General features: G+C 63.7%; 13 protein-coding genes. 3 read left to right on the top strand and 10 right to left on the bottom strand.

Features of this window, described 5'->3' with window-relative positions:
• A partial coding sequence (locus ACTJKL_RS07720) for a formyltetrahydrofolate deformylase (RefSeq protein WP_440852616.1) occupies positions 1 to 580 on the top strand: 580 nt, incomplete at its 5' end.
• A gap of 155 nt (positions 581 to 735) precedes the next feature.
• Here ACTJKL_RS07720 and ACTJKL_RS07725 read toward each other — a convergent pair.
• The 3 genes from ACTJKL_RS07725 to araD form a co-directional block, all read right to left on the bottom strand.
• Positions 736 to 3,189 carry a phosphoketolase family protein gene (locus ACTJKL_RS07725; protein ID WP_440852617.1) on the bottom strand — a complete coding sequence of 818 codons (2,454 nt, stop codon included), beginning with the start codon at positions 3,187 to 3,189 and terminating at the stop codon, positions 736 to 738.
• A 144-nt stretch (positions 3,190 to 3,333) separates the two neighbouring features.
• Positions 3,334 to 4,116, bottom strand: a complete 783-nt coding sequence (locus ACTJKL_RS07730) for an NAD-dependent epimerase/dehydratase family protein (RefSeq protein WP_440852618.1) — start codon at positions 4,114 to 4,116, stop codon at positions 3,334 to 3,336.
• A gap of 63 nt (positions 4,117 to 4,179) precedes the next feature.
• On the bottom strand, positions 4,180 to 5,904 hold the full coding sequence (gene araD / locus ACTJKL_RS07735; protein WP_127708814.1) for an L-arabinonate dehydratase: 1,725 nt from the start codon (positions 5,902 to 5,904) through the stop codon (positions 4,180 to 4,182).
• Between the two features lie 77 nt (positions 5,905 to 5,981).
• On the opposite strand from araD, the gene ACTJKL_RS07740 reads away from it, so the two are divergent.
• Complete coding sequence (locus ACTJKL_RS07740; protein ID WP_100669944.1) at positions 5,982 to 6,704, top strand: FadR/GntR family transcriptional regulator; 723 nt, start codon at positions 5,982 to 5,984, stop codon at positions 6,702 to 6,704.
• Between the two features lie 5 nt (positions 6,705 to 6,709).
• Here ACTJKL_RS07740 and ACTJKL_RS07745 read toward each other — a convergent pair whose 3' ends face one another.
• Entirely contained in the window at positions 6,710 to 6,856 is a 147-nt protein-coding gene (locus ACTJKL_RS07745; RefSeq protein WP_157813651.1) for a hypothetical protein, read from the bottom strand.
• 158 nt (positions 6,857 to 7,014) lie between these two features.
• Between ACTJKL_RS07745 and ACTJKL_RS07750 the strand changes: the two genes are divergently transcribed.
• Entirely contained in the window at positions 7,015 to 7,899 is an 885-nt protein-coding gene (locus tag ACTJKL_RS07750; RefSeq protein WP_440852619.1) for an SMP-30/gluconolactonase/LRE family protein, read from the top strand.
• Between the two features lie 20 nt (positions 7,900 to 7,919).
• On the opposite strand, the gene ACTJKL_RS07755 is transcribed toward ACTJKL_RS07750, so the two are convergent.
• Genes ACTJKL_RS07755 through ACTJKL_RS07780 form a run of 6 tightly spaced genes read right to left on the bottom strand, consistent with a single transcriptional unit; the run spans position 7,920 to position 13,615 of the window.
• Positions 7,920 to 8,561 (bottom strand): glutathione S-transferase family protein, encoded by a 642-nt coding sequence (locus ACTJKL_RS07755; protein WP_440852620.1) that lies wholly within the window; start codon positions 8,559 to 8,561, stop codon positions 7,920 to 7,922.
• Positions 8,558 to 9,640, bottom strand: coding sequence for an ABC transporter ATP-binding protein (locus tag ACTJKL_RS07760; protein WP_440852621.1), 1,083 nt, complete (start codon positions 9,638 to 9,640; stop codon positions 8,558 to 8,560). The genes ACTJKL_RS07755 and ACTJKL_RS07760 overlap by 4 nt, the downstream gene beginning before the upstream one ends.
• Positions 9,641 to 9,664: 24 nt before the next feature.
• Entirely contained in the window at positions 9,665 to 10,738 is a 1,074-nt protein-coding gene (locus tag ACTJKL_RS07765) for a Gfo/Idh/MocA family protein (protein WP_440852622.1), read from the bottom strand.
• Between the two features lies 1 nt (position 10,739).
• Positions 10,740 to 11,756 (bottom strand): Gfo/Idh/MocA family protein, encoded by a 1,017-nt coding sequence (locus ACTJKL_RS07770; protein WP_440852623.1) that lies wholly within the window; start codon positions 11,754 to 11,756, stop codon positions 10,740 to 10,742.
• Between the two features lie 22 nt (positions 11,757 to 11,778).
• Positions 11,779 to 12,666 carry a carbohydrate ABC transporter permease gene (locus tag ACTJKL_RS07775; protein WP_100669939.1) on the bottom strand — a complete coding sequence of 296 codons (888 nt, stop codon included), beginning with the start codon at positions 12,664 to 12,666 and terminating at the stop codon, positions 11,779 to 11,781.
• Positions 12,659 to 13,615, bottom strand: coding sequence for a carbohydrate ABC transporter permease (locus ACTJKL_RS07780; protein ID WP_018093750.1), 957 nt, complete (start codon positions 13,613 to 13,615; stop codon positions 12,659 to 12,661). Before ACTJKL_RS07780 ends, ACTJKL_RS07775 begins: the two co-directional genes overlap by 8 nt.
• Positions 13,616 to 13,617: the final 2 nt, after the last annotated feature.

Consider the following 13,617-nt stretch of genomic DNA (forward strand, 5'->3'; position numbering starts at 1 on the left):
TCTCTACCGCTGGAAGATCGGCGCCTTGCCGATCGACATCGTCGGGGTCGTCTCCAACCACTTCGACTACCAGAAGGTGGTCGTCAACCACGACATCCCCTTCCACTGCATCAAAGTGACGAAGGAGAACAAGCCCAAGGCCGAAGCCCAGCTGATGGACGTGGTCGAGCAGACCGGCGCCGAGCTGATCGTTCTTGCCCGCTACATGCAGGTGCTTTCCGATGCGCTCTGCAAGAAGATGTCGGGGAAGATCATCAACATCCACCACTCCTTCCTGCCGTCGTTCAAGGGGGCGAACCCCTATAAACAGGCCTATGAGCGCGGCGTGAAGCTGATCGGCGCGACGGCCCATTACGTCACCGCCGATCTCGACGAGGGACCGATCATCGAGCAGGATATCGCCCGCATCACCCATGCCCAGTCGGCCGAGGACTACGTCTCGATCGGCCGCGACGTCGAAAGCCAGGTGCTGGCCCGCGCCGTGCACGCCCATATCCACCACCGCTGCTTCATCAACGGCAACCGCGTCGTCGTCTTCCCGCCAAGCCCGGGTTCCTACGCGTCGGAACGGATGGGCTGAGGTCGATAGAGGCCGAAACCGGCTTGCTCCAACCCGCCATTACCGCCCATCGCATCAGAGGCACGCTCTGCATCGGACCGGTGATCGAAACACGGAAATAGGCCCGCTTCGGCGGGCCTTTCGTGATGGTAGGTCCGGCCGCGGAAGTGCGTCTCTCAGACATTGTCGCCTTCGGTCGATGTTCCCTGTGCCGTCCCGGCGCTGCCGCCGCCCCATTTCCAGCCACTGATCGCCGGCATGTCCTCGCCGTATTTTTCGATATGGTGCTTGTGGTCGATCAGCCGCTCGTGGATCGCCTGCTTGAAATATGCGGCGCGGGCGCCGAGTTGCGGCAGCCGGTCGATGACGTCCTCGACCAGATGGAACCGGTCCAGATGGTTGAGCACCACCATGTCGAAGGGCGTCGTCGTCGTCCCCTCTTCCTTGTAGCCGCGGACATGCAGATTGGCATGGTTCGTACGGCGATAGGTGAGGCGGTGGATCAGCCAGGGATAGCCATGGAAGGCGAAGATGATCGGCTTGTCCTTTGTGAACAGGGCGTCGAAGTCGCGGTCCGGCAGGCCGTGCGGGTGCTCCCCCGACGGCTGCAGCTTCATCAGATTGACCACGTTGATCACCCGCACCTTCAATTCCGGCAGGTGCTCGCGCAGCAATTGCACTGCGGCAAGCGTCTCCAGCGTCGGAACATCGCCGCAGCATGCCATGACCACGTCCGGCTCGCAGCCTTTGTCGTTGCTTGCCCATTCCCAGATGCCGAGGCCTTCGGTGCAATGCTTCACCGCCTGGTCCATGGTTAGCCATTGCGGAGAGGGCTGCTTGCCGGCAACGACGACGTTGATGTAGTTGCGGCTCCTCAGGCAATGGTCCGTCACCGACAGCAGCGTATTGGCGTCCGGCGGCAGATAGACGCGGATGGTGTCCGCCTTCTTGTTGACCACGTGGTCGATGAAGCCGGGATCTTGATGGCTGAAGCCGTTATGGTCCTGGCGCCAGACATGCGAGCTCAGGAAATAGTTCAAGGAAGCGATCGGGCGCCGCCACGGGATTTCGTTGCAGACCTTCAGCCATTTGGCGTGCTGGTTGAACATCGAGTCGATGATGTGAATGAAGGCTTCGTAGCAGGAAAAGAAGCCGTGGCGTCCGGTAAGCAGATAGCCTTCGAGCCAGCCCTGGCATTGATGCTCGCTGAGGACCTCCATCAGCCGCCCGTCCGGCGACAAATGGTCGTCTTCCGGATAGATGTCCGCCATGAAACAGCGATCCGTGACTTCGAGCACGTCCTGCCAGCGGTTCGAGTTGTTTTCGTCCGGACTGAACAGGCGGAAGTTCCCGGACTTCAGGTTGAGCTTCATCACGTCGCGCAGATAGCTGCCCATCACGCGGGCCGACTCGGCCGTGGCCGTTCCCGGGCTCTGAACCGAAACCGCATAATCGCGGAAGTCGGGCATCTTCAGGTCGCGCAGCAACAGCCCGCCATTGGCATGCGGATTGTCGCTCATCCGGCGGCGGCCCGTTGGGGCAAGCTCCGCCAGTTCCGCCGTCAGCCGCCCTTCACCGTCGAAAAGCTCCTCCGGCCGATAGCTCTTCATCCAGCCTTCGAGGATGCGGACATGCTCCGGCTTGTCCATGTCGCCCATCGGCACCTGATGCGATCGCCAGTAATCCTCGCATTTCTTGCCGTCGATTTCGGCCGGGCAGGTCCAGCCCTTGGGTGTGCGGAAGACGATCATCGGCCAGGCAGGGCGTTTCAGATTTCCGTTGACCCGGGCGTCGGCCTGAATGCGCCTGACATCGGCAAGCGCGGTATCGAGCGCGCCCGCCAGCTGCTGGTGCACGTCTGCGGGGTCATGACCTTCGACGAAAAGCGGCGCATAGCCCATGCCCTCGAAGAACTTCTGCAGCTCCTCTCTGGGAATGCGTGCGAGAAAGCAGGGATTGGCGATCTTGTATCCGTTGAGGTGCAGGATGGGCAGGACGCACCCGTCGCGCGCCGGGTTCAGGAACTTGTTGCCGTGCCAGCCGGTCGCGAGCGGACCCGTTTCGGCTTCCCCGTCGCCCACGACGCAGGCGACGATCAGCTCCGGATTGTCGAAGGCGGCACCGTAGGCATGGCTCAACGCATAGCCGAGCTCGCCGCCCTCGTGAATGCTGCCCGGCGTTTCCGGCGCGACATGGCTCGGGATGCCGCCGGGGAAGCTGAACTGCTTGAACAGCTTCCGCAGGCCCTCGGCGTCCTGGCTGATGTCCGGATAGACCTCGCTATAGGTGCCCTCCAGATAGGCGTGGGCGACGAGCGAGGGCCCGCCATGCCCGGGCCCGATGACATACATCATTTCGAGATCGTCGCGCTTGATCACCCGGTTCAGGTGGACATAGAGCATGTTCAGGCCCGGCGACGTACCCCAATGGCCGAGAAGCCGCGGCTTGATGTGCTCCCGCTTCAGCGGCTCGCTGAGAAGCGGATTGTCGAGGAGGTAGATCTGGCCGACGGAGAGATAGTTCGACGCCCGCCAGTAGGCGTCCATCCGCCGAAGTTCATCTGCGGAGAGCGGATTGGCGGATAATGGATCATGGCCGGAAACGCCACCTGCCGTCCTGGGGGAAGTCATGTATTCCTCCTGAAGCGAGAGCTCGGATAGCGACGGCGCAACGAGCTGCCGAAGCTGCCGCTGCAGAATCTATGGCGGTGCCGCGCCAGGGCAATGCCGAGCAGCGGCGGGGATGGAGAACCGTGGTCTTGCGGGCCGGTTGCCTTAACCCGGCAACTTCGCCGCCGCATGACGCCCGCCCTGATAGCGCACGCCGTCCGAAGGCGCCTCCTCACGCTCTTCAATCGCGTGCCGGTAAGGTTCGCTGCTGTCCTGCGGGCGCCAGCCGAGGAAATCCGCATGCCCGTTTGACCACCAGACGTCACGGTTGGCGGAGACGCCGTAGAGAACCAGATGGCCGATTTTCGGTGCATCGAGAAGCCTGCGCACAAGCGCCAGGAAGTCGCGCGGGCTCAGCCAGGTGGAGAGCATGCGGCGGTTCGTGGGTTCGGCAAAGCAGCTGCCGATCCTGAGGCAGGCGGTTTCCATGCCGTATTTGTCGAAATAGAGCCGGGAAAGATCCTCGCCGAAGCACTTGCTCACGCCGTAAAGGCTGTCCGGCCGCCGCGGCGACAGGTGGTCGAGCGTCTCGCCGACGGGATGGAAGCCGGTCACATGGTTGGTGCTCGCAAAGAGAACGCGGTTCACGCCGGCCTTTCGCGCCGCCTCGTAGAGATTGTAGGTGCCGAGGATGTTGGCCTGAAGAAGAGCGTCGAAGTCGGACTCCACCGAGATTGCACCGAGATGCAGGATCGCATCGCAGCCGCGCACGAGTCGGTCGACCGCCTCGCGCTCGGCGAGGTCGCAATGCACGACTTCCTCCCCCTCTCGGGCGGGAAAAAGCGTGGCGACATCCGAAAGGCGCAGAACATCGGCGCAGCCCTTCAGTCCCTCGCGGGCATAGCGGCCGAGGCCGCCTGCGGCCCCGGTTATCAATAGTCGCGTCATGCGTACAACCTGCTTCGCACGGATCGTGATGACTTCGGCTCCAATGACCAGTCGTCACGGTGATCAATGAATCTCGGGTTCGGGCAGCTTATGGGGCGATTGCAGGAAGGTGAAGTCGCAGCCTTCCGGTGCCTGCTGGATATTCTCCGCATGCATCTTCAGATAGCCCCTCGAATAATCGCGCTCCGGCGGCCTCCATTCGGCGAGCCGGCGTTCGATCTCGGCCTGATCGACCTCGAGCGTGATCGTGCGGCGATCGACGTCGAGCGCGATGATGTCGCCGTTGCGGACCGCTGCCAGCGGGCCGCCGACATAGGCCTCCGGCGCCACGTGGAGGATGCAGGCGCCGTAGCTGGTGCCGCTCATCCGGGCGTCGGAAATGCGCACCATGTCGCGCACGCCCTCTTTCAAAAGCTTCTTCGGGATCGGCAGCATGCCCCATTCCGGCATGCCCGGTCCGCCGACCGGACCGGCATTGCGCAGGATCATCACCGTGTCGGCTGTGACGTCGAGATCCTCGTCGTTCACCGCTCTCATCATCGCGTCGTAATCGTCGAAGACGAGGGCCGGACCGCGGTGTTCGAGGAGGGCAGGGTCGGCGGCCGCGGGCTTCATCACGCAGCCCTGCGGCGCGAGGTTGCCTTTGAGAATTGCCGTGCCGCCGCGCGCGGCAACCGGCCTGTCCAGCGGGCGGATCACCTCCGGCAGATGGACTTCGGCCTCGTCGAGAGCGCCGCCGATCGTGCCGATCACATTGCGTTCCCCGGTATGCAGGAGCGGCTTCAATTGTTTCCAGAGCGCGATCAGACCGCCGGCATAGTAGAAGTCCTCCATCAGGAATTCACCGGTCGGCCGGATGTTGCAGAGAACAGGGACTTGGGCCGATACGCGGTCGAAATCATCGAGCGTCAGAGGAACGCCGCAGCGCCGCGCGATCGCGATAAGATGGATCATCGCATTGGTCGAGCCGGCCATCGCCATGTGCACCGCGAGCGCATTCTCGAATGCCTGCGCCGTCATGATGTCGGACGGCTTCAGGTCCTCGAAGACCATCTCGACGATGCGCGCGCCGGAAAGCGCCGCCATTCGCGCATGGCCGGCATCCGCCGCGGGGATGGCGGAGGCGCCGGGCAGCGAAAGCCCCAGCGTGTCGGCCAGCGCCGTCATGGTCGAGGCCGTGCCCATCGTCATGCAGGTGCCGAAGGAGCGGGCGATACCGCGCTCCATTTCGCTCCATTCGTTCTCGGTGATGCGGCCGGCTTCCTTTTCCGCCCAGTATTTCCAGACGTCCGATCCGGAACCCAGCATCCGGCCGCGATAATTGCCGCGCAGCATCGGCCCGGCCGGCACGAAGATCGTCGGCAGGTCGACCTGGATCGCTCCCATGATCGTTCCCGGCGTAGTCTTGTCGCAGCCGGCAAGCAGTACAACGCCATCGACCGGATGCGAGCGGATGAGCTCCTCCACCTCCATCGCCAGGAAGTTGCGGTAGAGCATCGTCGTCGGCTTCACATAGGTCTCTGCCAGCGACATGGCGGGCAGCTCGATCGGGAAGCCGCCCGCCTGCCAAACGCCGCGCTTGACCTCCTCCGCCCGAGTCCTCAGATGCGCGTGGCACGGATTGATGTCGCTCCAGGTATTGATGATCGCGATGACGGGCTTGTTTGCGAGTTCCGCATGGTCGTAGCCCATCTGATAAAGGCGGGATCTGTGGCCGAAGGCGCGAAGGTCCTTGACGCCGAACCAGCGAAAGCTTCGAAATTCCTCCGGCTTCTTGCGCCCGGTCATCGGCAGCCTCCTTTGCATTTGCGGGTGGGTCGGCTAGATTGCGCCTGTACAGAAAAATGACAGGTGAAGGCAGACCCTTGAACGACGTAACGTTGAAACTGAAACCGGCGCGGCGGGAGCGGCTTGCCGATGTTCTCTACGGGCAAATTCTCGAGCAGATCGCCAGCGGCCAGATGGCCGAGGGAGCCAAGCTGCCGTCCGAAGCGCATATCTGCCGCGACTTTCAGGTTTCCCGTCCGGTCGTGCGAGAGGCGCTGATGCGGCTGCAGGCCGACGGCCTCGTGGTTTCGCGCCAAGGCATCGGCACCTTCGTGAAATCGCGTCCGTCCGACAAGCTCACCAGTCTCGCCGCCTCGGCCGAGATCGCGATCTATCTCAGGGCTTTCGAGCCCCGGCTCGCGCTCGAGACGGAATGCGCGGGGCTTGCCGCGATGCGCCGGACCAAGGCTCAGCTCAACCAGATCGGCGAGGCGCTGGCGGCGCTGGAAGGCGCCTTCGCGCGCGGGGAAACCGGATGGGAAGAGGACTTCGCCTTTCACCACGCGGTAGCGGAAGCTGCGGGCAACGAACTTTTTCCACGCCTTCTGGAAGAGCTGCGTGACATTCTCAGCGGCTCGATGCGCATGGCGCTCGGCCTGACGCGGCAGGGCTCCGATGACCGCCGCCGCCGTGTCCTCGAAGAACACCGCAAGATCTACTCTGCCATTTCGGGCCAGAACCGGGATCTCGCCCGCCTTTACATGCGCTACCATCTGACGGAATCGCGCGCCCGTATCACCGGCTCCCATGGCGATCTCTGATCCGGTCATGCTCCGATCCACTTCAAGCGCTCGCCGGTAGCCCGGCTCGACCATTTGCGGACACGCTTTCCGCCTTCGGGCGACACGCTGCCGCGGCGCACCGCGCCGAGCGGCAGGCCTTCAGGGTCGCGGGTTACGAGGGGCGTTTTCATGCAGATCTCCCGGCCGGTTTCTTGTATTTTTATTTTACAAGTTGAGCGAGGGCAAGAGCAATGATAGAGCTGGCAACTGCGGCAACGAATTCAAAAATGGGAGTTTAAGCGCCTCTGGGCGCATCTTCTGGCGGCGGCCCGGGCCCATGGTGTGAAACATGTCTTTCGATTTAACATTTGAGTGTCTTCTGGATTCGCGTTGCGACGTCGCCGAAAGCCCGGTTTTCGATGAGCGCCGGAACTGCCTGTTCTTCGTCGATATCGGCCGCAGCGCCCTTCATCGCGTCGAGCTTTCGGGCGCCGGCCACGTCGAATGGACCGTCGAGGGCGGCGCCTGCAGCGCTGGCCTCGCGCGCTCCGGACGCCTCGTGCTGGCGCAGCGCGATCGCGTGGTTCTGTTCGATCCCGATGTCGGCGCGATCACCAGGGAAATCGCCGCGGTCGAGCCGGACGTTGCGGATACGCGCCTCAACGACGGCAAGGTCGGACCGGACGGCGCCTTCTGGGTGGGGACGATGCACGATGTGCCCGACCGCCGGCCCGTCGCGTCGCTCTACCGCGTCTCGCCGGACGGCGCGGTGGAACGCAAGGTGGAAGCCATCGTCTGCTCCAACGGCCTTGCCTGGAGCGGCGACGGTGCTCTTCTGTTTCACTCGGATTCGCGCGGCGCCTGGGTCGACCGCTGGCAGTTCGACCCCGCAACGGGCGCGCTTTCCGGGCGCCGGCGGCTGGCAAGCCTGGACGAGGCGAGCGGCCGACCGGACGGAGCCGCAACCGACGTGGAAGCCCATTACTGGAGCGCCGGCGTGTCGGCGGGCATCGTCAACCGCTTCTCGCCCGAAGGTCGCCTTGTCGGGACGCATCGCTTTCCAGTGCCGGCGCCGACCATGCCCTGCTTCGCCGGAGCGGGCCTGAAGACGCTTCTCGTCACGTCGCTGCGGCCCGCGGGCATCGGCGAGAAAAACCGCTCCGGCGGCATTTTCGTCGCAAGAAGCCCCGTGGCGGGTGTGGCCGTCCACCGCTTCGACGATCGCTGGATTTGAGGCTGGCGTCTGCGGTCTGATCAGCGCTCCGGAATCGGCGGCAGTTCGGGCGCATCCAGACCCCTGAAGGGATCGCGCCAGGCATCGATCTCCTCGAGCCGGTCACTCCAGCGGCAGATGTTGGGATAATCGCCAAGCGGCAGTCGGGCGGCGTCGTTGAAGGGCAGAAAGCTCGCCATTCGGAAATCCGCATGGGATACGGCGTCTCCGACCAGCCAGTTCCGCCCGGAAAGCTCCATATCGAGTATCGCCGCTGCCGTACGGAACCTGCTCAGCCCCTCCTCGACCAGCTGCTGGTCGATCGGGCCGAGCCCATAGCGCTGCTTCGTGCCGCGCTCGAACTGCACCATGTCGCAAGCTCTTACGAAGTTTTCCTTGCCCCAGCTGATCCATCGGACCATGTCGGGTTCGTCGTCGCCCATGCGCCAGAAATCCGATTGCACCTTGCGGGAAAGCCGGCAGGCGATCGCGTCGGCCTCCCAAAGGCTTTTTCCGGCCTCCACGAGTATCGGCAGCGAAAGGTTGGGGTTGAGCGGCCGAAACCGCTCCGCCTGCCCCGGCGCGAAGGGTGAGGCGAATTCGAACTCGACCTCGGCTGCGAGATGGCGTGCCACCGCGACGGCAAGCCTCGGGTTGGGATTGCGGCTGTAGAACAGTTTCATCGCATGGCCCTTCCGTCGGCGCCGAAGACGTGGCAGCGCGACGGGTCGAAGTGGACGGCGAGATTGGAGCCCCGCTCGACCTTCTGCTGCCCCTCCAGCGCGACGGTCAGCTGCTGGCGATCCGGCGTGATCCCGTAGAGCATGGTTTCGCCGCCGAGATTCTCGACGATCTCGACATTGACCGAAGCGAGCTCGATGCCGCCCTCGCGCGCGGAAAGATGCTCCGGCCGGATGCCGAATGTGACGTCCTGCCCCTGGGTCGCACCGTTCAGGCGACGGGGCAGGCGGATCGTTCCGCCGCAGACCTCGATCGCCGTTTCGCTTCCGGTGACCTCCGCGATCCGCGCCTTGAGGAAATTCATCTTGGGGCTGCCGATGAAGCCGGCGACGAAGCGGTTGACGGGATTGTTGTAGAGATCGAGCGGTGCGCCCACCTGCTCGATCCGGCCGGAATTCAGGACGACGATCTTGTCGGCCATGGTCATGGCCTCCACCTGATCGTGCGTCACATAGATCATGGTGTTTCCGAGGTCCCGATGAAGCCTTGATATCTCCACGCGCATCTGCACGCGGAGTTCGGCGTCGAGATTGGAAAGCGGCTCGTCGAAGAGGAAGATCCGCGGCTCGCGCACGATCGCGCGGCCGATCGCCACGCGTTGCCGCTGACCGCCGGAGAGCGCCTTCGGCTTGCGGTCGAGCAGCTTTTCGATCTGCAGGATCTCGGCCGCCCGGCGCACCTTCGGCTCGATTTCGGCCTTCTTGAAGCCGGCCGTTTCGAGGCCGAAAGCGAGGTTCTTGTAGACCGACATGTGCGGATAGAGCGCATAGGACTGGAACACCATGGCAATGCCGCGCCTGGCGGGTGCCACTTCGTTCATGCGGTCGCTGTCGAGCATCAGCGTGCCGCCGGAAATCTCCTCCAATCCGGCGATCATTCTGAGCAGCGTCGACTTGCCGCAACCGGACGGACCCACGAAGACGGCGAACTCGCCGGGGTCTATGGTCAGGTCGATGCCGTGGATCACATCGAGCGCGCCGTAGCGCTTCTCGACCTTCTGAAGAACGACGCTCGTCGCCATGTCAAAGTTCCTCCCTGCGGCTCTCTATCGGGTATTCGCACGCCAATCGGCATATTTCGGGCTGTCCGGCCCGAGCGGCAACTCTATTTCGCGGCCGGTATCGGCGGATTGATAGATCGCGGTGACCAGTTCCAGCGCGCGGCGCGCATCCTGCGTCGTCACGGGCAGGGGTCCTCTGCCGCTCAGGAAATCGTGGAAATGCGCCATCTGGGTGGTGAAGCGCGGCAAGACCGGACGCCAGTCGCCGGTCACTTCGTCTATCCGCGCCTGCACTTCGTCATTTGCCGCGATGATCTTCCACGGATCCTTACCCGGCGCATAAGGTTCGTGGCTGCTCTCGAAGGTGACGTTCTCGAAATGCAGCCTTAGCCGGCTGATCTGCTCCTGAGAGCCGAGCGTACAGGAAAGCGAAACGAAGGCGCCGTTCTTCATGAGCAGGCTCGCGGAGGCGCAGTCCTCGACCTCGATGTCGTTGACCCGGGTCGCAACCCGGCCGAACACGCGCGCCACCGGGCCGAGAAGATGCAGCATCATATCGTGCAGATGCAGCGCGTGGGTGACGAGCACGCCGCCGAGCTCCGTCGCCCACTTGCCCCTCCAGGGGACGGAATAATATTCGGGCGTGCGCAGCCAGAAAGTCTCGACCGAGCCGACATAGGGCTTGCCCGAGATGCCGGCCTCGATGATGCGCTTGGCTTTCTCGATGCCGTCGCCGTAGCGATACTGGAAGATCGGCATCAGCACGCCACGTGCCTGCTTCTCGGCTTCCATGATCGCATCGACGCCCTTCAGCGATCCGGTCAGCGGCTTTTCGCAGACCACATGCTTGCCGGCGGCAAGGGCCGCGAGCACCTGTTCGAGATGGATGCCTGGCGGGGTGCAGATGTCGATGATGTCGATTCCATCGTCGGCGAGAAGTTCCTCGAAGTGGCGGGTCCGCTGCTCGATCCCGAATTCGTCGCCCACTTCGTTCATCCGTTCCTCGTTGAGGTCGCAGAGAGCCTGGACTCGGAACTTGTCCGGGTGCGGCTGATAGCCCTCGACGATATGCGAACGCCCGATGCCGCAGCCGATGATGGCGACTGTCTTCACGCTCATGTCAGTTCCTGTCCCCGTTCTGTTCGGCGATCGCCTGCGCCTGAAGCGCAAGCTCCATGGCCTTGAGGCAGCGCTCCTGCGGCATCGCGGTTTCGGTCCTGTCGCGGATGTCGGCGAGGAACTGACGCCCGAAGGGCAGGTCGACGCCGGAGCAGTCGATATGTTCGACGCCGTTGCGGTCCGCGAGAAACAGGTGGTTGCCGCCTTCGCGCCCGGCGAGATCGACCGCCTTGCGGACCTCGATCGTTCCGGATGTGCCCACGATGAAGAGCCGGCCGTCACCCCAGGTCGGCATTCCCTCCGGGGTCAGCCAGTTCACATGGATCATGCCGGTGGCCCGCCCCGTCGCGAGGTGGATGCTGCCCGTATCCTGCAGTTCGGGAGCGTCGGGAACGCTCCGGTTGCCGACGCTCGCCGAAAGCACGGTCGCGTCGTTGACGCCGGTGAAGAACAGGAACTGCTCGCACTGGTGCGATGCGATGTCGGTCAGGATGCCGCCATAGTCCGCGCGGCGGAAGAACCAGTCGGGCCGCGTCTCGCGGCGCAGCCTGTGCGGGCCGAGGCCGACGATGTGCACCACCTCGCCGATCGCGCCGGCGGCGACGAGCTCGCCGGCCTTGACCGTGGCCGGGCTCTCGAAATGCTCCGAATAGAGGATCGAGAAGATGCGGCTTGTCTCGGCCTGGACCCGGCGCAGCTTGGCGAGCTGGTCGAAGCTCGTCATGCCCGGCTTGTCGACAAGCACGTCCTTGCCGTGCTGCATGGCACGGATCGCCAGTTCCGCGCGCTCGCTCGAAACGGCGGCCGAGACGATGAGGCCGATGCTCTCGTCCTCGAGGATTTCCTCTGCCGTCGCGATGCGCGGGGCGTCTGCGTAGACGGCGGAAAATTCCGCGGCCAGCGCATCGTCCTTCTCGTGGAAACCGGCGAGGCGGGCGCCGGCCCGAAGCAGGCAGTCGACCTGGCCGTAGATGTGATTGTGGTTGAGCCCGACGGCAGCGAAACGCAATTCGTCCATGATGGTTTTCTAGCTCCGTCGCTCAGCGTTTCATGCCGGTGGTGGCGATGCCCTCGATCAGAAGGCGCTGGAAGAAGAGGAAGAAGAAGAACACCGGCACGAGCGAGAGCGTCGACATGGCGAAGAGCCCGCCCCAGTCGGAGGTGCTGCTCGAGTCGACGAAGGTCCTCAAGCCGAGCTGGATCGTGTAGCTGTTCATGTCGTTGAGGTAGATCAGCGGCCCGAAGAAATCGTCCCAGGTCCAGATGAAGGAGAAGATGGCGGCCGTCGCCAGAACGGGAAGCGATAGCGGCAGCATGATCTTCCAGTAGATGCGCCAGGCGCCGCAGCCGTCCATCATCGCCGCTTCGTCCAGTTCGCGCGGGATTCCGCGGAAGAACTGCACCATGAGGAAGATGAAGAAGGCATCGCTGGCAAGAAACTTCGGGACCACCAGCGGCAGGAAGGTGTTCACCCAGCCGAGATCGAGGAAGAGCACATATTGGGGAATGAGCGTCACGTGATAGGGGATCATCATCGTGCCGAGCATGATCGCGAACCAGAAATTCCGCCCCGCGAAGCGCAGCCTTGCGAAGGCATAGGCCGCGAGCGAGCAGGCGACGACATTGCCGACGACGGTGAGGACCGCGATGACCAGCGAGTTCCAGAAGAACCGCCCGAAGCTGACGTCGAGCCCGAACCAGCCGCGCAGATAGGAGGAGAAATCAACCGAGGAGGGCCAAAGCGACGTGGAGGCGAAGATCTCGTCCTCCGGCCTGACCGATGCCGAGATCATCCACAGGAGCGGATAGATCATGGCGATCGAGGCGGCGATCAGGGCGGCGTGAACGAGGACCGATCCCACAGGGCCGCGGCGGCCCGTCGGGACCGGCGGCGCGGCGGTTACCGAGCTCATGGTCGCGTCAGTCATCGTAGTGCACCCAGTAGCGAGAGGTGAGGAACGAGAAGGCCGTGAACAGCCCGATGATCAGCACGAGAATCCAGGCAAGCGCCGAGGCGTAGCCCATGCGGAAATTACCGAAGGCCTCCTGGTAGAGGTAAAGCGTGTAGAACAGCGTCGAGTTGATCGGCCCGCCGGTGCCGCCGGAAATGATGAAGGCGGGTGTGAAGGCCTTGAAGGCGTCGATCGTCTGCACGACCGCGTTGAAGAAGATCACCGGCGTCAAGAGCGGCAGCGTGATCTTGTAGAACTGACGGAACTTGGACGCCCCGTCGAGGCTCGCCGCCTCGTACATGTCCGTCGGGATCTGCCGAAGGCCCGCAAGGAAGATGATCATCGGCGATCCGAACTGCCAGACGCTCAAGACCACGAGCGTCCATATCGAATAGTCCGGATGCGAGATCCAGCTCGGCCCCTCGATGCCGAACTGGGCCAGCAGGCTGTTGATCAGGCCGTCGCCGGCGAAGAGCTGTCGCCAGAGCACGGCGATCGCGACGCTGCCGCCAAGTAGCGACGGCAGGTAGAAGATCGCCCGATAGACGGTGAGCCCCCGGACGCCGCGGTCGAGAAGGATCGCGACGAGCAGCGCGAAGGCGAGCTTGAAGGGCACCGAAAGCACGACATAGAGAAAGGTCACCTTGATCGCCGCGGCGAATTTCGGGTCGGCTGTCGCGATGCGCACGTAATTTGCGGTGCCGATCCATTCCGGCGCGCGGATCAGGTCGAAATTCGTGAAGGAAAGATAGAGCGAGGCGATGGCGGGCCCGAGCGTCAGGCCGAAGAAGCCGATGAGCCATGGCAACAGAAACATGTAGCCGGCGCCATGGCTTGCCCATGTCCTGGCCAGGCGACCCTGTGCGGCCGGGCGCGATGACGCGCCCGTGCCGACTGCGACAGCGGTGTCCTGCACGGCCGCCATCC

It is taken from the genome of Sinorhizobium sp. 22678, from assembly GCF_052044265.1.
Taxonomy (GTDB): Bacteria; Pseudomonadota; Alphaproteobacteria; order Rhizobiales; family Rhizobiaceae; genus Sinorhizobium; species Sinorhizobium meliloti_A.